The following is a 17,505-nucleotide window of genomic DNA, read 5'->3' on the forward strand; positions in this document are numbered from 1 at the left end:
AAGAAAAGGATGATGACGCCATTGCGGTGTCATCATCCTTTTTCTATTCTTGACTCTCTCCTACTGCATTTACACCAATCATACCGCCTACAATTGCTACTAGAATGTATCCTAGATGATTCAATGTTTGCTCCATTGAAAAGGCTTGTTCATAACCTAGGTATTGAACGGCGAACGTAAATAGTGTAAATCCAAGCCCAGTTACTCCTCCAATTAACCACCCTTTTCGCTTACCTTTGGTACCAGCAACGATGCCACCAATTAATAATGTAATTAATCCTACTACAAGTGTTACCCATGATAACGTCGGCTCATTTAACGGTGTGAATTTTAGTAAAAGGGCAATTACAATACTCGATACAAAAATCAGGCCAAGAATGACAATCCACCCATACAAGAGTGCAATGAATTGTTGTTTCTTCATGTTCTTACCTCCCCTGTTTGTCCATTTACTGTCATTTTATTCATCAATTTTAAAAATAGACGAACTATTTATTTTGCAATCCATTTTGTAAAGAAAGGAATTTGCTTTAATTCTTCTTTCGTAATAAATTTTAATGCGAACAGAAGTATGATATAAATCATTGTCAATGCAACGAATATCCCCAGTAGCAGTAAAAGGTTTGAGTTAGACAGATAAACCATTTTAAACATTCTACCAATCCACCAGGTAGCAAGAAGTAAACTTGCCATCTTAACCATATCAATTAGTGGAATAGTGAATTTAATTGCTTTCCGTAATGCTGCTAGATGTAATAAGGTTACCAACACTACTCCTATAATCATCGCAAGAGCAACACCAGTTATTCCAAATTTCGGACTAGAAGCTAGTACAAATAGAGCCGTATATTTTACAAAAGCTCCAGTCAAACTATTCCACATTGCTGGTTTTGCTAGATCCAAGGCTTGTAACGCAGCTTGTAACGGTGATTGTATATAAAGCAGAATAAAAAAAGGTGCCATTAAAACAAGAAAACTACTAGCATGGTCTGTTCCATACATGTATAACAAAATTGGGGCAGCAAATAATGATAATACGATTGTCGCTAATGCCCCTGATGCAAATGAAATGCGTATCGACTGATGGATTCGATAATGGATGAGTGAATTATGTTGTTTTGCCCCTGCCTCACTGATGGAAGGAACTAATGCAATCGACAAAGAATTCGTAATAAACGTTGGCAAAAATAAAAGTGGCAAGACGTAACCGGTCAATTCACCATATTGCTTAGTGGCCAAGCTACTCGCGATTCCTGCGATTGCTAAGCTTTGTGTTACGAGAATGGGTTCAATAAAATAGGAAATTGAGCCAATCATTCTACTACCGGTGCTCGGTAATGCAATGGAAAATAATTCAGAAATTGTGTTCTTACTAGATTTTAAGTAGCCAAAAAAACGGTATCGCAACTTGAATATCTTCTTTCGCTTAAATAAATAGAGAATAAAGGTTAGAGAAGCAAGTTCACCAAGAAGCGCACTAATCATCGCACCAGCAGCCGCATACTCTACTCCATATGGAAGTAGTAATTTAACAAATAGAACAACGCAGATAATCCGGACTATTTGCTCGATAACAAGTGCATAGCTTTGAGGTCTCATATCCTGAAGACCTTGAAAGTAGCCGCGTATAACCGAAGATATTGCGATTATTGGAATGATTGGACAGATCGCATATAGTGGAATGATTGTACGGTCATCTGTTAATAATGTTGTTCCGATAAATGGAATAAAGAAATACATTAATATTGTCACAACAAGGCTTGTACACCCTGTAATAATTAAAGAAACGACAAGGATTTTTTTTATCTTAACTTGATCATTTGCAGCATCAGCCTCTGCAACTCGTTTTGAAATCGCTACTGGTAAACCTAGCTGTGTGATTGTGACCAGCAATATTAAGGTAGGTAGGGCCATCATAAATAACCCAACACCCTCTTCACCCATAATTCGTGCCACTACAATTCGGTTAACAAAACCTAACAAACGCGTAATCATACCTGCTGCAATTAAAATGAGTGTACCCTGTAAAAAGGTTTGTTTGGTCATAATCAAAACCCTGCCTTCTCAAATAGTTAAAATTCATATACAATGATATATATGCAATAGATGTGTCCAAGCATGACTAAAGATAGAATTTAGATTTTTGAAAGCTGAACTGGGGGGAGCGGATTGGAAACTATTCGTAGCGTTAACGAGTGGAAGGCCTTAATGAAACCTGCTTTAGAAAGTAAAAAAAGTGAATTTCAATTGATGGGATATACACATGCTACAACAGAAGAGATATGGAATTGCTTGGTACAAAAAGTTTGGAAAGGTAATCCACCTAAACGTATATATGAAGTTGTCCAAGACATTTTTCATCTCGCTTCAAATATCTATTTAAGCTATCTAACGGTTAAAGCATATGAAGATGATGATCTGATGGCCTCTATACAGGCGATTACCAACATTCAGGATTGACAAAAATGATTAGGAAATACATATGATTGGGTTTTGTGAGAAAAGGGAGGCACTTAGTGAATGAAGAATAGAAGTAGAATTATTGCCTTTTTTCTAATCGTTCTACTGGCAGCAGGAACGATTGGAACAACGGTAATGGGTATTGTGAAGGATATTAATTTAGGTTTAGATCTTCAAGGTGGATTTGAGGTATTGTATGAAGTCGATCCAATTGAAGATGGACAAGAAGTAAATCGCAAGGTTCTCGAAGCGACTGTCCAAACCCTTACAGAACGTGTTAATAGACTTGGTATTAGTGAAGCGAACATTAATATTGAAGGAGACAGTAGAATTCGTGTTCAGTTGGCAGGAGTCGAAGACCAAACCGAAGCACGAGAGATATTGGCAACTTCTGCTAGATTATCGTTTCGCGACGTAAATGATAAAGAATATTTAAACGGAACAGATATTGTAGAAGGCAGTGCTCAACAGGATTTCAGTTCTCAAACGAACGAACCAATTGTAACCTTGCAATTGAAGGATGCTTCCGAATTTGCAGATGTAACGAGTAAAATTAAACAAATGCAAAATCCGGATACACCGTATGCAGATAACCTATTAGTTATTTGGATGGATTTCGAGGAAGGAGATTCATTCGCTGAAGAATACGGAACAGCGGATCCCAAATACGTATCTGCTCCACAGGTTACCGAAACACTTAATACAGCCAATGTACAAATTACTGGTAATTTTACAATAGAATCTGCTCAGCGGTTAGCTGAGATAATTAATGCAGGGTCACTGCCAGTTAATTTGGTTGAGAAATACTCTACATCTGTTGGTGCTCAGTTTGGTGAACAGGCATTAAACAAAACTGTATTTGCTGGTATCGTTGGTATCGGACTAATCTTTTTGTTTATGATTTTTTACTACCGTTTTCCAGGATTGATCGCTGCAATCAATTTAAGTATTTATATTTATATGATCCTTGTAGTGTTTGAATTATTAAACGGGGTATTAACACTGTCAGGTATTGCAGCATTAATTTTAGGTGTAGGTATGGCAGTAGATGCCAATGTTATTACGAATGAGCGAATTAAAGAAGAGCTGAGAGAAGGTAAATCTATTTCTGCTGCATTTAAAGCGGGTAATAAAAACTCTCTATCAACGATTTTAGATGCAAATATAACGACTATACTTGCTGCGGGGATATTATTCTACTTTGGTACAAGCTCTGTAAAAGGGTTTGCAACTATGTTAATCATTAGTATCCTAGTAAGTTTTGTTACAGCGGTATATGGTTCAAGATTATTAATGGCATTATGGATTAAGGTGAAGTTTTTCCGTGATCGCCCAGAATGGTTTGGTGTTAAACGAAAAGATATTAAGGATATCAAAGATAAAACAGAATATGAGCCGAAAATTTTCAACCGTGAAGTAAATGTTGTGCAACACCGTAAAAAGTTCTTTATCGCTTCAAGCATTATGGTAATACTAGGAGCGGTTTCCATGTTGCTGTTCCAATTGAATCCTGGAATTGACTTTTCATCGGGGTCAAGGGTTCAAGTTTTAGCAGAAAATAGTTTAACAACAGAAGAAGTAAATGATAGTCTAGCTGAACTTAATTTGGAAACAGAAAATGTAACCCTAGCTGGGGAAAACAAAGAAATAGCTGTCATACGCTATGATACCGTTCTCGAGCAGGATAAAATCGCAGAAATTAAATCGTATTTTATGAAAAAATATGGTAATGAGCCAAACGTCAGTGTTGTTTCATCTATTGTCGGAGAAGAGCTTGTAAAAAATGCATTGTATTCTGTAGGAATCGCTATCATCGGAATGATTATCTATGTTGCGATCCGATTTGAGTTTTTCTTTGCAATCACTGCGATTATAGCGCTCGTTCATGATGCATTTTTTGTACTTGCGATATTTAGTATTTTCCAACTAGAATTCGATGTAATAATCGTTGCGGCAATTTTAACCATTGTCGGTTACTCCATCAACGATACCATTGTTACATTTGACCGAATTCGAGAAAATTTAATTAAGAAAAAACGTGTGAAATCGATGAAGGAACTTGCATTAATTGTTAATCGAAGTTTAGTACAAACATTTACACGTAGTATTAACACTACAGTTACAACGATGATTGCAGTTCTAGCGTTTCTTATTCTTGGAGCAGAATCGATTTCTGGTTTCGCTATTGCCCTTATGGTAGGACTTCTTGCTGGTACTTACTCATCCCTATTCCTTGCTTCTCAGTTATGGTTAGTATGGAGAGGGAAAATGATTAAGGAAAAGCCTGTTGTATTTGAGAAAAAGAAACGTACAGAAGGACCACAAGTTTAAGCTTGGCAGTAAGCCAAGTTCTCTAAAAAACCCTTGTTGTTTACTATTCAACAAGGGTTTTTGATTAAGTAATGTTAAAATAGGGTATTTTATCCATATATTAGTCTAAAGGAGGATACATAATGAAGGGACAAACATATGTCATATTCGCTATTATTTTTATTATTATAGTAGCTATTTTTGCTGTAATAAACGTTGATCCTGTGGAAGTTAATTATTTATTTGGCTCAGGTGAAGCGCCACTAATTTTTGTTATATTATTTTCTGTCTTGATGGGTTGTATCATTATGGCTGCTGTTGGAATCGTAAGAGTGTTTCGTTTGCAACGTGAAATAAAAGCTTTACGCAAAGAGAATGAGCGGCTACGGAAAGATTCTATCGAACATTCTTCCACTGACCTACTCACAGAAGATGGTGGATCAAACGGTTCTGAACAAGAACCTATCACAACTGAAGATAAATAATACTAATTGCGACCCTTGGCTCCCTTTTGTATAATAGGAGAGTCAGGGGTGAATTTATGTTAAAAAGCAAAGCGAAATGGAAGTTTACTGAGAACGAAGTTGATACAGCATGCTGGACAGGAGAGTCAACAGATTTGTCCCCTGTGGTTAAAGAATTACTAGTACAAAGAGGTATAAGTGATATACAGGAAGCAAGAAGGTTTCTATCCCCTGAAGTTACGAATCTATTTGATCCACAAAAAATGAATGGAATGGAAATCGCTAGTGAACGAGTACATAAAGCCATTGAACAAGATGAAAAAATTCTTGTATTTGGTGATTATGATGCAGATGGTGTCAGTTCTACAACACTTTTAATGTCTGCATTACTAGAGCTCGGAGCTCAATGTGATTATTATATACCAAATAGATTCACGGAAGGATATGGGCCAAATGAGCAAGCTTTTGCATATGCAAAGGAACAGGGCTTTAGCCTTATTATTACAGTTGACTGCGGAATTGCCTCCGTCAATGAAGCGAAACTCGCTACTGAACTTGGAATTGATCTAATCATTACCGATCACCATGAAGTGCAAGACGAAATACCACAAGCCTTAGCTATCTTGCATCCGAAGTGCTCGGCTGAATATCCATTTAAAGAGCTAGCTGGGGTTGGAGTAGCATTTAAATTTGCTCAGAGCTTGCTGGGTTACTTTCCAGAGCATTTATTAGATTTGGTAGCAATAGGAACAATTGCCGATTTGGTACCGCTTGTTAATGAAAATAGAATTCTGGCCTATTATGGCTTACAAATGCTAACGAAAACAAAAAGACCTGGACTAAAAGCATTAAAGAAACAGTGTAAAATTGAAGGAACTGTAACGGAAGAAGATGTTGGATTTCTAATTGGCCCCCGTATAAACGCGGTTGGACGACTACAAGATGCTGGTCTCGCTGTAGAAATGTTAATGACAAAGGACTTTGATGAGGCAGAGCATTTAGCTGAAGTCGTTCAGGAATTAAATAAGGAACGTCAGCGAATTGTTGCGAACATTGTTAAAGAAGCAGAATTGCTAGTCAACACAGAAGAAGATTTAGGTATAACAATTGTTGCCAAAGAGGGATGGAACGAGGGCGTTCTAGGAATTGTGGCATCGAAGTTAGTAAGGAAATACGATCGACCAGCAATAGTATTGTCAATCAATCATGAAAAAGGTACTGCTAAAGGATCAGCTAGAAGCATACCGGCATTTGATTTATTCAAAAATTGTATGCAAGTTAGAGAGTATTTTACTCATTTTGGTGGGCACTCCCAGGCAGCAGGTATGACGTTACCGATAGAAAATGTCTCTGTTTTACGAGAATCATTAAATCAGATGGTTTTATCAAAGCTTTCATCTGATGACTTTAAACAAGAAATAGTGATTAATAAAACGTTGTCCCTTCAAGAAATAAACGAAGAGCTTGTAGCAGAAATTAATCAATTAGCACCATTTGGAATGGCAAACCCAAAGCCTATTTTCCATCTGAATCATCTACCATCCACAGTTCGTAAGATTGGATCTACACAAAATCATTTGAAAATCCAATTTAAACAAGATGCCTTAGCGATAGACGGAATTGGGTTCGGACTAGGTGAACAATTTCCTTTCATTTCTGAGAAAAATCCACTTTCTGTAGTAGGTGAGCTTGGAATAAATGAATGGAATGGGATGCGTAAGGCACAAATAATGATACAAGATGTAAAAATTGAAGGATGGCAGTTATTTGACCATCGAGGCAAGCAGCAAGTAGACATCGCCCCTTTTATTCGAAACTCGAATAACTATCTACTAATTGGAAAAGATGTTGAAAACCGCATGAAACAAGTGCCAACTAATTATAATACAGTGCCATACATAGCGGATCATATACCTTATGACACTGTTGATACCGTTTTTCTATTCGATTTACCAGATACGATTGATGAACTAAGCACTCTATTACAAATGGTAAAACCAGTAAATATACATCTATGCTTTTACTTAAAAAATAGTCACTATTTAACAGCGTTTCCTTCTAGAGAGGATTTCAAGAAGCTTTATGCATTGATTATTAAACGCGGTTATATTAACCTTTCTGAAGATTCACCAGCATTAATGAAGTCATTCGGATGGACGAATGAACGTATAAACTTTATGTTACAGGTGTTTTTTGAACTGGAATTTGTTACGATAGATAATGGACTTGTAAAACCTAGTAACAGCCCTATTAAGAGACAATTACACGAATCGAATTTATACAAGCAACATTTAGAACAAAGTGACATGGAGAAAAAGCTTTATTATTCAAACTATAACGAGTTAAAACAGTGGTTTCAGCAAGTAATGGAAACCGTGGAGATTCCTGAGGAGGAGCTTACCTATGGATTATAAAAAATATATTAAAATAGTAGAGGATTGGCCAAAAAAAGGCGTTCAATTCAAAGACATTACACCATTAATGGATAATGGTGAAGCTTTTAAATCAGCAGTAGATGAAATAGTGGATTTTGCAAAGGAAAAGGAAATAGATATCGTAGTTGGACCAGAAGCACGCGGATTTATTATTGGTTGTCCAGTATCGTATGCTTTACAAGTTGGGTTTGCACCAGTTCGTAAAGAAGGTAAGTTACCACGGGAAGTTATAAAGGTTGACTATGGCTTAGAGTACGGGAAAAACGTTTTAACCATTCATAAAGATGCAATAAAGCCTGGACAAAGAGTTTTAATTACAGATGATTTACTAGCGACAGGTGGAACTATTGAAGCAACGATTAAATTAGTTGAAGAGCTAGGTGGTATTGTAGTAGGATGCGCATTTTTAATAGAACTAACCTACTTAGACGGTTTAAATAAGCTAGATGGTTATGATGTATTAACGCTTATGCGCTATTAATTGCATGTTAACTTCCAATGGTCTGACGATAGAACCATTTTCGTCAGGCCAATTATTTATTCGTTGAGATAAATATTGATCATCGGCAGATACATAATTATCTTCCCTACTTGATGGTTATTGCTTTACATTTAGCTTAAAATTTTCGATACTAATAAGAAACATATTTTTCACTAGTAAGTAATGAATGACTTTAATAGAAATATTGTGTTATGTATAATTTAAGTGTTTTATAGTTGGAGACTTGTCGAGTCTTGCAATTGATTGATTATTCTCTATAACAAATAAGGTGATCTCATGGCTAAAGAAAATTTATTAACAAGTGAAGATGTAATTCAAAAAGCTCGTGCGTATCTATCAGAAGATGATGCAGCGTTTATTAGACGTGCATACGAGTTCGCTGAGCATGCACATAGAGATCAGTTCAGAAAGTCTGGCGAGCCATATATTATCCATCCGGTACAGGTTGCGGGGATATTGGTTGAATTGGAAATGGATCCGGAAACTATTGCTGGTGGTTTTTTGCATGATGTTGTAGAGGATACAGATATTACATTAGAAGAGTTAGAAGAACATTTTAACCATGAAGTAGCTATGCTAGTGGATGGAGTAACGAAGTTAGGTAAAATCAAGTATAAATCAAAGGAAGCAATCCAAGCAGAGAATCATCGTAAAATGTTTGTTGCGATGGCAAAAGATATTCGTGTTATTTTAATTAAATTAGCAGACCGGTTACACAATATGCGAACGTTAAAGCATCTTCCCCCTGAAAAGCAACGAAAAAAAGCCAATGAAACGTTGGAAATATTTGCACCACTTGCACATAGGTTAGGGATATCGACTATGAAGTGGGAGTTAGAAGATATAGCTTTACGATATCTAAACCCTCAACAATATTATCGAATTGTTCAGTTAATGAAACAAAAAAGAGATCAACGTGAATCATATATTAAAGATGTAATGGAACAAGTACAGAAACAGGTTAAAGAAGTAAATATCGAAGCAGATATTTCTGGACGGCCAAAGCACCTATATAGTATTTATCGGAAAATGATTAAACAGAACAAACAATTTACTGAAATTTATGATTTACTTGCTGTCCGAATAATTGTGGATAGTATTAAGGATTGTTATGCCGTACTAGGAATTATTCATACGTGTTGGAAACCGATGCCAGGACGTTTTAAAGATTATATAGCAATGCCGAAACCAAATTTATATCAATCACTTCATACAACAGTGATTGGTCCAAAAGGCGATCCACTTGAAGTGCAAATCCGTACGAAAGAAATGCATGAAATCTCTGAGTATGGAATTGCGGCTCATTGGGCCTACAAAGAAGGAAAGCAATTAAATAAAGATAAAAAGTCGTTTGAAGAAAAGCTTACCTGGTTCCGTGAAATTCTCGAATGGCAAAATGAGACACACGATGCGGAAGAATTTATGGAGTCATTGAAGGTAGATTTATTCTCAGATATGGTATATGTATTTACTCCAAAAGGTGATGTAATTGAGCTGCCATCTGGATCAGTGCCGCTTGATTTTGCCTATAGAATTCATACAGAAATTGGTAATAAAACGATTGGTGCAAAAGTAAATGGAAAAATGGAGCCACTTGACTATAAACTGCAAAATGGCGACATTATTGACGTTATGACATCCAAGCATTCTTATGGACCATCACAAGACTGGCTAAAAGTCACCCAAACTTCACAAGCAAAAAATAAAATTAAACAATTTTTTAAGAAACAGCGACGTGAAGAGAACATTTCAAAAGGGAAAGAGATGGTTGATAAAGAAATCCGTGCATTGGGAATTGAGCCAAAAGATGCACTAACGCAGGAAAATCTACAGCGTGTGTATGAGAAATTTAATTTTTCGAATGAAGATGATATGTATGCAGCTGTTGGATATCAAGGTATTACCGCGGCGTTGATTGCTACACGGTTAACGGATAAGATACGTCAGTCTAAATTAAAAGAACAAGACCTAGAACAAACGTTAGAGGAAGTAAAAAAAGAATCCAAAACAAGTAAACCGCATAAACGGGATTCCGGTGTTAAAGTAGCTGGAGTTGATAATTTACTAGTTCGATTATCCAAATGTTGTAATCCTGTACCTGGCGATGACATTATTGGTTATATTACGAAGGGCAGAGGTGTTTCGGTTCATCGTGCTGATTGTCCAAATGTCCAAACAGAAGATGCGAAACAACGTTTTCTACACGTAGAATGGGAAGCTGATCAACGCGATAAGAAACAATATCATGTTGATTTGGAAATTTCAGGATATGATCGTCGAGGTCTCTTAAACGAAGTACTTCAAGCTGTAAATGAAACAAAAACAAATATCACACAAGTGACAGGTCGTTCAGATCGAAATAAAATGGCAATCATTCATATTACTATTTTGATTCACAATACGAATCATTTACGAAAAATCGTTGAACGAATCAAACAAATTAAAGAAGTTTATACGGTTACGAGAACCTTACAATAAGAAATGTGATGGCCATCGGTCAAAACGGTGCATAAACAAAAACATGTAGAGTGCAGTTTGCATACGAATGCTCGTTTATTATGATTGTAGCTTGTGGGAACGTAACTAGAAATACTTTTGTATATACTTTCTGTAAAAAGGAGTTTCAAGATGCGAGCAATTATTCAACGCGCGGTCAACGCTAGTGTTACGATTAACGGTAAAGTAACTGGTGAAATTGACAATGGATTGGTAATGCTGTTGGGCGTGACACATGAAGATAACCTTGAAGATGCTTCCTATATTGTGAACAAAGTAATTAATCTACGTATCTTTGAGGATCAAGAAAATAAAATGAATTTATCCCTAAAAGATGTTGAAGGAAAAATATTATCTATTTCACAGTTTACTTTATATGGAAATGTTAAAAAAGGTAGACGACCAAGTTTTGTGGATGCAGCAAAGCCAGACCATGCAAACGAATTATACCAAGCTACTAACCAATTAATTAGCGAGCAGGGTATTCATGTGGAAACTGGTGAATTTGGTGAGATGATGAATGTACAGCTTACCAATGTAGGTCCAGCCACTTTTATCATAGATAGTAATGAGAAATAAACAAGATCCGATCATTTGATCGGATCTTGTTTTAATTTATATAGAGTTTAGACGAAACAATAGTTGACCTAAGCTTGATTTCATTATTCATTCGCAAAGTATTTAAGTAAGCCATTCACCATACCTTGCACTAATTTCTTTTGATACGCGTTCGTTTGTAGTAGTTGTTCTTTCTCTTTATTTGATATAAATCCCAATTCTACAAGTATTGCTGGTTTGAAGGTTTGTCTGATTACAAAGAAGTTTCCATACGCAACCCCACGATCATTTGCATTTGTTTCCTTGATTAATTCTTTTTGAACATATTGCGCTAGCTTTTTGTTTTGCCCATGATAATAATATGTTCCAATTCCAGTTACATCTGGTAATGCTGGGGTGCTATTATAATGTATACTAATGAATGCGTCGGTATCAGCAACGTTTGCAAAGCTTGTCCGACTCCCTAAGGAAATAAATTCATCTTCTGGACGGGTGAGCACAACATTAGCACCTAAAATCGTTAATTCTTGCATAAGTTCAAGTGACGTTTTATATGCAATGTCTTTTTCATATGTGCCACTAGCCCCGATTGCTCCAACGTCACGGCCTCCATGACCGGCGTCAATCACTATAGTTTTGTTTTCAATACCTGTTGCTTCACCATTTTCCGATTGATTGATGAATGATTTATTTAAGAATCCCTTGATATCACCCTGTTGAACCTCATACCATTTCTTTGTTTCACCAATAACGTCAAATTTATCTCCTTTGTCTGCAAGATGTACGATTTCATATTCTGATGATGGCCCACTTCGTAGATGGGTGTTATCATACTCTATGGTAATAGATTGAATTGACGCTTCGTTGGTATTGTGATTGGTAGTTTGATCTACGTTTTTTCCTTCACGAATTGAGATATATTCTGTAGTAATCCATCCGGTTGTAGAATCCAATTGAATTTCGACCCAATCATCTTTCTGTTGCAAAATAGGATACGATTCATTCAGATGAACCTCTGCGATTTCTTCAAAATTCGTACCTGGACCATTCCGTACATTTAGTATTTCCGTATCAATGATCGCTTCTTTAACCTTGCTAGGACTAGTCATGGCAGTTAGCAAAAGTAACATAGAAAGCGATAATATGAGAACCTTTAGCGTGCGCAAATCTTTTCCCCCTAATAACGACCTAATATGTATCATGTTTTATTTTAATAGAAATACTAAAATTAGGCAAAGATAGATGTAATGGAGGGAATAAAAAATGCGCGTAACGGATAGACAGTGGAAACAGGCAATGAATTCGGATTTAAACGATATTAATTTACATCGGTTTTTAGAGATACATGACCACGCAAATCATATGGAGATAGCAACAGAATTAGGAATTTCATTAGGTGAAGTCAAACAATTAAAGAAAAAGATAAATCGTGCTTGACATAATAGCGGGTTGCGATTATGATTATAATCATTCTATATAAATCGACAATATACAAACCATTGATGGAAAAAGTAGATAAGTTCCATATGTTCAGAGAGAATATGCCATAGGCTGCGAGCATTTTCACATACTAACTTATCGAAAGACATTCCGTAGGCTCTTAATCGAAACTAAGTAGGTTAAGACGTTTTGCAGGCGTTAACTGTGAAGAGTGGATGCATCAGCATCAACTAGGGTGGCAACGCGGGTAACTCTCGTCCCTTTTTTATATTGGGATGGGAGTTTTTTTATATATTTTTTTAGGAGGAAGAACCATGAACATTAAAGCTCCACGCGGTACCGTAGATATTTTACCTGACGAATCAAGAAAATGGCAATATGTAGAGAACGTAATTAAAAATGTGTGTGAAAAATTTAACTACGATGAAATCCGAACACCGTTGTTCGAACACACGGAATTATTTCAACGGGGAGTTGGCGATTCAACGGATATCGTACAAAAAGAGATGTATACTTTTGAAGACCGAGGTGGAAGAAGTTTAACACTACGCCCAGAAGGAACTGCAGCGGTAGTTCGTGCATTTGTTGAAAATAAATTATTTGGCTCACCTAACCAACCGGTTAAATTATTTTATTTTGGCCAAATGTTTCGCTATGAACGCCCACAAAAAGGTAGAATGCGACAATTGAATCAATTTGGTGTCGAGGCAATGGGGAGTGCAGACCCCGCTGTAGATGCTGAGGTAATTGATCTAGCAATGTCTTGCTATCAATCACTTGGATTAAAGTCGTTAAAGCTTGTTATTAATAGTCTTGGCGATAATGAAAGTAGGAAAGCTTATCGGGATGCTTTAGTAGAACATTTTTCACCGCACAAAGAAGAGCTGTGTAAGGATTGTCAAACACGTTTGACACAAAATCCGTTACGAATTTTAGATTGCAAAACCGATCGCAATCATCCGGCAATGAAAACGGCGCCATCGATTCTCGACTTTTTGAATGATGACTCTCGTCTATATTTTGAAAAAGTAAAGACTTATTTAGATAAGATGAATATTAGCTATACAGTCGATAAAAATCTGGTTCGTGGTCTAGATTATTATAACCACACAGCATTTGAAATAATGAGTGAAGCAGATGGATTCGGTTCTATTACTACTCTTGCAGGCGGTGGAAGATATAACGGTTTGGTAGAAGACTTAGGAGGTCCGAATACACCTGGAATCGGATTTGGAATGGGATTAGAAAGACTGCTAATGGCATTAGAAGCAGAAAACATTGAATTACCTATTGAGGAGCAGTTGGATTGTTTTTTAGTTTCGCTTGGTGATGATGCAGAAATAGAATCTGTTGGATTGGTACACAAATTGCGCGAAAACGGCATTCAGGTGGATCGAGATTATCAAGGTCGAAAAATGAAAGGCCAATTTAAAGCAGCAGATCGTTTTAAAGCGAAATTTGTCCTTATTTTAGGAGACGAAGAGGTTACAAAACAAATAGTTAATGTAAAATCGATGGAAACTGGTGAACAATCGGAAGTTTCTATTGCCGAAATAGTAACGTATATGAAAGAAGCTATTAAAGGAGGCATTTCCTAATGGAACAACTAAAACGTACCTCAGCTGGTACACTAAGAACCACACATATTGATGAGAATGTCTTGTTAAAAGGGTGGGTGCAAAAAAGACGTGACTTAGGCGGCTTGATTTTTATCGATTTACGCGATAAGTCTGGAATTGTTCAAATTGTGTTTAACCCAGAAATTTCGAAAGAAGCTTTAACCATTGCTGAATCAGTCCGAAGCGAGTTTGTTGTTGAGGTTAAGGGACAGGTGGTAAGGCGTGATGAAACTACCATTAATAATACAATGGACACGGGCGATATAGAAGTAGTAGTTCATAATCTTACCATTATTAACAAGTCAAAAAACCCACCGTTTATCATACAAGACGAGACAGATGTTTCAGAAGATCTTCGTCTTAAATATCGTTATATGGATTTACGCAGAAGTCCATTACAAGAAACATTTAAATTACGTCATCGTACTACACAAGTTATTCGTAATTTCTTAAATGATAATGAATTTCTCGAAATGGAAACGCCTATTTTAACAAAAAGTACACCAGAAGGGGCAAGGGATTACTTAGTACCAAGCAGGGTACATGCAGGCGAATTTTACGCATTGCCACAGTCACCACAGTTATTTAAACAATTAATCATGGTATCTGGATTTGAAAAGTATTACCAAATAGCTCGCTGTTTCCGTGATGAAGACTTACGAGCTGATAGACAACCAGAATTTACACAGGTAGATATTGAGACCTCGTTTATGACGAGTGATGAAATAATGGAAATGACTGAACAAATGATGCTAAAAGTAATGAAGGAAGTTAAAAATATGGATCTTTCATTACCATTACCGAGAATGAAATACAAAGACGCAATGGAACGTTTTGGATCAGATAAGCCTGATACTCGTTTTGGGATGGAATTGATTGATGTTTCTGAAGAAGTAAACGATTCTTCATTTAAGGTTTTTCGTAGTGCTGTGACTAGTGGGGGTAAAGTATCATTACTTAATGTTAAAGGTCAGGCAGCAAATTATTCTCGTAAAGACATTGATAAGCTAACGGAGTTTGTTAATGTTTATGGTGCCAAAGGTTTAGCTTGGCTTAAAGTAGAAGAGGATGGAGTAAAGGGACCAATTTCAAAGTTTTTATCTGAAGAAGAGATCCAAGAAATTAGCAAAAAAGCTGAATCTGACGTTGGAGATCTACTGTTATTTGTAGCCGATAAATCGTCGGTAGTTTATGACAGTTTAGGTGCACTGCGAATTAAACTAGGTAAAGAGCTAAACTTAATTGATGAAAGCAAGTATAATTTCTTATGGGTAACCGATTGGCCGCTATTTGAGTACGATGAAGATGCAGGAAGGTATCACGCTGCTCATCATCCATTTACTATGCCAATGGATGAGGATGTTGACAAACTATCTACTGATCCTGCAAATGTTCGTGCAAAAGCATATGACTTGGTGTTAAATGGTTATGAACTAGGTGGAGGATCACTTCGTATTTATAAGCGGGAACAACAAGATAAAATGTTTGAAGTACTTGGATTTACACCAGAAGAAGCGAAGGAGCAATTTGGCTTTTTATTAGATGCTTTAGATTATGGTGCTCCACCACATGGTGGAATAGCACTTGGGTTAGATAGAATTATCATGCTTTTAGCTGGAACTTCAAACATGCGTGATACCATTTTATTTCCTAAAACTGCCTCAGCATCCGATTTATTGACAGATGCACCAAGTGAGGTAGCACATACTCAGCTAGATGAGCTTTCTATTCAACTGAGTAAAAAAAATGAGAAAAAAGATCACTTGTAAAAATAACGTCATATATGTAATCTAATTTTCACAATTGTCTATATTGATAAAATAAAATGACTGTGTTAAGATTATTTTACACTTAAATATTGCATTTAATCCTGATGTGTTTGTCTATAAAAACGTTTTGACCGAACATTTTTATACTTGGGAGCCCCATCGTTTCTGTGTTGCGTGCAAGCCTTTAACTTACTTAAAGAGGAAGCATAATAGGTATAGAACAAGGCACCCACCTGCCGAGAGCGGGATCAAAACAAAGATTTTGACGGCACGATCGGGATTAAAAGCATACATAGAAAAAAGCTGACATAACGTGTAAACACGAATATGTCAGCTTTTTATTTAATAAGATGCTACATATTTCCGCTAACCAGTCGCCTTCGCTTTTCCTTGTCTAGCTGCGGCTCCTAGAAGCTGCCGTCATAAGCAATGAACACTTCTGCCCCACAGGAAGTGGGGTAGTTCAATGTTGCCACAGGATGTGGCGGTCTTAGTTGAACTTCCATAACCCCACGCGTTTTACGGTTCCTTGCTTATGCGTCCGCTTCTAACCAGTCGCCTTCGCTTTTCCTTGTCTAGCTACGGCACCTAGCGTCTAGCAAATAGATAGTCAGGATGAACGTAGGGGGAGAACACCCTACTTTTCACCTGCCTATCTATTTGTACGTCGCTAACCAGTCGCCTTCGCTTTTCTAATTAATTATTACCGTTTGCAACTTGTTGAAGGTTTCCGTTTTTGTCCATTCTAAACGCTGGAGTTTTGACTGGTCCTTGATCGTCTAAAACAGTCATTTTCCTTGCCCGTTCCATAATTTGAATGAAAACTTGATAGTCTTCTTGAATAGAATTCAATTGTTTTTCTGTCACTGATAGTTTCTTTTCTAAGTCACTAACATGATTTCGTAATTCTTGATTCTCTTTTTCTAACTTTTCGACAGTTACTCTTGATTGATTGGAAGATTGGTTTTCTTTCTTGACTTGCTTTAGATAACCTATCACCGTATCCATCGTTAATTTAACAGATTCACTTGGTTGATCTTTTGTCAGTTCTTCGTTTGTTTGGTTTACTGTGTGTTCTAGCTGGCTAACCGAACGTTTTTGTGATTGGACAGCAACAGCGACGGCACGCTTTTTCTCTTTTCGTTGTCTTTTTGCGAGATCAATAGCATGGTCATATTTGTTTCTAACTTCTGCGTTCCATCTAAATCCACATGCTGCAGAAGTACGATTTAAATGATCACCGACTTCTTCAAATGCATTTAGTTGGGTACTTCCTTCACGGATATGACGTAATACTGTTTCTGCTAATAGTAAATCATCTTCATGAGACCATGCGTCTTGTCTAACTTTAACCATTATATTTTCAGCTCCTTTTACTTCGGCAACTAATTTATTTATTGCACATTATTATGTGCTAACTAGTTTGACCGTTTACAAAAGGAAATATACCTA

The 17,505-nt window shown here is 36.7% G+C and carries 14 protein-coding genes, 1 other RNA gene and 1 other annotated feature; of the genes, 11 read left to right on the forward strand and 4 right to left on the reverse strand.

Going from position 1 to position 17,505, the window contains the following annotated elements:
• Window positions 1-43: 43 nt before the first annotated feature.
• Both ACY9Z2_RS04130 and spoVB read right to left on the reverse strand, forming a co-directional pair.
• Window positions 44-424 carry a TIGR04086 family membrane protein gene (locus ACY9Z2_RS04130; protein ID WP_463608353.1) on the reverse strand — a complete coding sequence of 127 codons (381 nt, stop codon included), beginning with the start codon at window positions 422-424 and terminating at the stop codon, window positions 44-46.
• Window positions 425-492: 68 nt separating this feature from the next.
• The gene (spoVB, locus tag ACY9Z2_RS04135; RefSeq protein ID WP_463608354.1) at window positions 493-2,046 is read right to left on the reverse strand and encodes a stage V sporulation protein B; all 1,554 of its coding nucleotides are present in this window, start codon (window positions 2,044-2,046) and stop codon (window positions 493-495) included.
• Window positions 2,047-2,169: 123 nt separating this feature from the next.
• Here spoVB and ACY9Z2_RS04140 point away from each other — a divergent pair, with 123 nt between their 5' ends.
• From ACY9Z2_RS04140 to dtd, 7 genes are all read left to right on the forward strand, one after another.
• On the forward strand, window positions 2,170-2,460 hold the full coding sequence (locus ACY9Z2_RS04140) for a post-transcriptional regulator (protein WP_463608355.1): 291 nt from the start codon (window positions 2,170-2,172) through the stop codon (window positions 2,458-2,460).
• A gap of 60 nt (window positions 2,461-2,520) precedes the next feature.
• Window positions 2,521-4,791, forward strand: coding sequence for a protein translocase subunit SecDF (gene secDF / locus ACY9Z2_RS04145; RefSeq protein ID WP_463608356.1), 2,271 nt, complete (start codon window positions 2,521-2,523; stop codon window positions 4,789-4,791).
• 122 nt (window positions 4,792-4,913) lie between these two features.
• Window positions 4,914-5,255 carry a LapA family protein gene (locus ACY9Z2_RS04150; RefSeq protein ID WP_463608357.1) on the forward strand — a complete coding sequence of 114 codons (342 nt, stop codon included), beginning with the start codon at window positions 4,914-4,916 and terminating at the stop codon, window positions 5,253-5,255.
• Between the two features lie 56 nt (window positions 5,256-5,311).
• Complete coding sequence (recJ, locus tag ACY9Z2_RS04155) at window positions 5,312-7,648, forward strand: single-stranded-DNA-specific exonuclease RecJ (RefSeq protein ID WP_463608358.1); 2,337 nt, start codon at window positions 5,312-5,314, stop codon at window positions 7,646-7,648.
• Window positions 7,638-8,150 carry an adenine phosphoribosyltransferase gene (locus ACY9Z2_RS04160; protein ID WP_463608359.1) on the forward strand — a complete coding sequence of 171 codons (513 nt, stop codon included), beginning with the start codon at window positions 7,638-7,640 and terminating at the stop codon, window positions 8,148-8,150. The genes recJ and ACY9Z2_RS04160 overlap by 11 nt, the downstream gene beginning before the upstream one ends.
• Window positions 8,151-8,447: 297 nt before the next feature.
• Window positions 8,448-10,649 (forward strand): RelA/SpoT family protein, encoded by a 2,202-nt coding sequence (locus ACY9Z2_RS04165; protein ID WP_463608360.1) that lies wholly within the window; start codon window positions 8,448-8,450, stop codon window positions 10,647-10,649.
• A 150-nt stretch (window positions 10,650-10,799) separates the two neighbouring features.
• The gene (gene dtd, locus ACY9Z2_RS04170; protein ID WP_463608361.1) at window positions 10,800-11,246 is read left to right on the forward strand and encodes a D-aminoacyl-tRNA deacylase; all 447 of its coding nucleotides are present in this window, start codon (window positions 10,800-10,802) and stop codon (window positions 11,244-11,246) included.
• A gap of 83 nt (window positions 11,247-11,329) precedes the next feature.
• On the opposite strand, the gene ACY9Z2_RS04175 is transcribed toward dtd, so the two are convergent.
• Window positions 11,330-12,391, reverse strand: coding sequence for an N-acetylmuramoyl-L-alanine amidase family protein (locus ACY9Z2_RS04175; protein ID WP_463608362.1), 1,062 nt, complete (start codon window positions 12,389-12,391; stop codon window positions 11,330-11,332).
• Between the two features lie 97 nt (window positions 12,392-12,488).
• On the opposite strand from ACY9Z2_RS04175, the gene ACY9Z2_RS04180 reads away from it, so the two are divergent.
• From ACY9Z2_RS04180 to ssrS, 4 genes are all read left to right on the forward strand, one after another.
• Window positions 12,489-12,662 carry a hypothetical protein gene (locus tag ACY9Z2_RS04180; RefSeq protein ID WP_463608363.1) on the forward strand — a complete coding sequence of 58 codons (174 nt, stop codon included), beginning with the start codon at window positions 12,489-12,491 and terminating at the stop codon, window positions 12,660-12,662.
• A gap of 53 nt (window positions 12,663-12,715) precedes the next feature.
• Window positions 12,716-12,930, forward strand: a binding site (T-box leader).
• 49 nt (window positions 12,931-12,979) lie between these two features.
• Window positions 12,980-14,263, forward strand: a complete 1,284-nt coding sequence (gene hisS / locus ACY9Z2_RS04185; protein ID WP_463608364.1) for a histidine--tRNA ligase — start codon at window positions 12,980-12,982, stop codon at window positions 14,261-14,263.
• Window positions 14,263-16,053, forward strand: coding sequence for an aspartate--tRNA ligase (aspS, locus tag ACY9Z2_RS04190; RefSeq protein WP_463608365.1), 1,791 nt, complete (start codon window positions 14,263-14,265; stop codon window positions 16,051-16,053). The genes hisS and aspS overlap by 1 nt, the downstream gene beginning before the upstream one ends.
• Window positions 16,054-16,148: 95 nt before the next feature.
• A non-coding RNA gene (ssrS, locus tag ACY9Z2_RS04195) (6S RNA) lies at window positions 16,149-16,338 on the forward strand.
• A gap of 411 nt (window positions 16,339-16,749) precedes the next feature.
• Here the strand turns inward: ssrS and ACY9Z2_RS04200 are convergent.
• Window positions 16,750-17,409 carry an RsfA family transcriptional regulator gene (locus ACY9Z2_RS04200; protein ID WP_463608366.1) on the reverse strand — a complete coding sequence of 220 codons (660 nt, stop codon included), beginning with the start codon at window positions 17,407-17,409 and terminating at the stop codon, window positions 16,750-16,752.
• Window positions 17,410-17,505: the final 96 nt, after the last annotated feature.

The sequence above is a fragment of the Virgibacillus sp. GM2-2 genome (assembly GCF_055329585.1).

What these genes read in the sequence shown, in the direction of transcription:
- dtd (WP_463608361.1), top strand. Translation starts at nt 10,800, where the DNA reads ATGCGAGCAATTATTCAACGCGCGGTCAACGCTAGTGTTACGATTAAC.
- recJ (WP_463608358.1), top strand. Translation starts at nt 5,312, where the DNA reads ATGTTAAAAAGCAAAGCGAAATGGAAGTTTACTGAGAACGAAGTTGAT.
- ACY9Z2_RS04130 (WP_463608353.1), bottom strand. Translation starts at nt 424, where the DNA reads ATGAAGAAACAACAATTCATTGCACTCTTGTATGGGTGGATTGTCATT.
- ACY9Z2_RS04150 (WP_463608357.1), top strand. Translation starts at nt 4,914, where the DNA reads ATGAAGGGACAAACATATGTCATATTCGCTATTATTTTTATTATTATA.
- hisS (WP_463608364.1), top strand. Translation starts at nt 12,980, where the DNA reads ATGAACATTAAAGCTCCACGCGGTACCGTAGATATTTTACCTGACGAA.
- secDF (WP_463608356.1), top strand. Translation starts at nt 2,521, where the DNA reads ATGAAGAATAGAAGTAGAATTATTGCCTTTTTTCTAATCGTTCTACTG.
- ACY9Z2_RS04160 (WP_463608359.1), top strand. Translation starts at nt 7,638, where the DNA reads ATGGATTATAAAAAATATATTAAAATAGTAGAGGATTGGCCAAAAAAA.
- aspS (WP_463608365.1), top strand. Translation starts at nt 14,263, where the DNA reads ATGGAACAACTAAAACGTACCTCAGCTGGTACACTAAGAACCACACAT.
- ACY9Z2_RS04200 (WP_463608366.1), bottom strand. Translation starts at nt 17,409, where the DNA reads ATGGTTAAAGTTAGACAAGACGCATGGTCTCATGAAGATGATTTACTA.
- ACY9Z2_RS04165 (WP_463608360.1), top strand. Translation starts at nt 8,448, where the DNA reads ATGGCTAAAGAAAATTTATTAACAAGTGAAGATGTAATTCAAAAAGCT.
- spoVB (WP_463608354.1), bottom strand. Translation starts at nt 2,046, where the DNA reads ATGACCAAACAAACCTTTTTACAGGGTACACTCATTTTAATTGCAGCA.
- ACY9Z2_RS04180 (WP_463608363.1), top strand. Translation starts at nt 12,489, where the DNA reads ATGCGCGTAACGGATAGACAGTGGAAACAGGCAATGAATTCGGATTTA.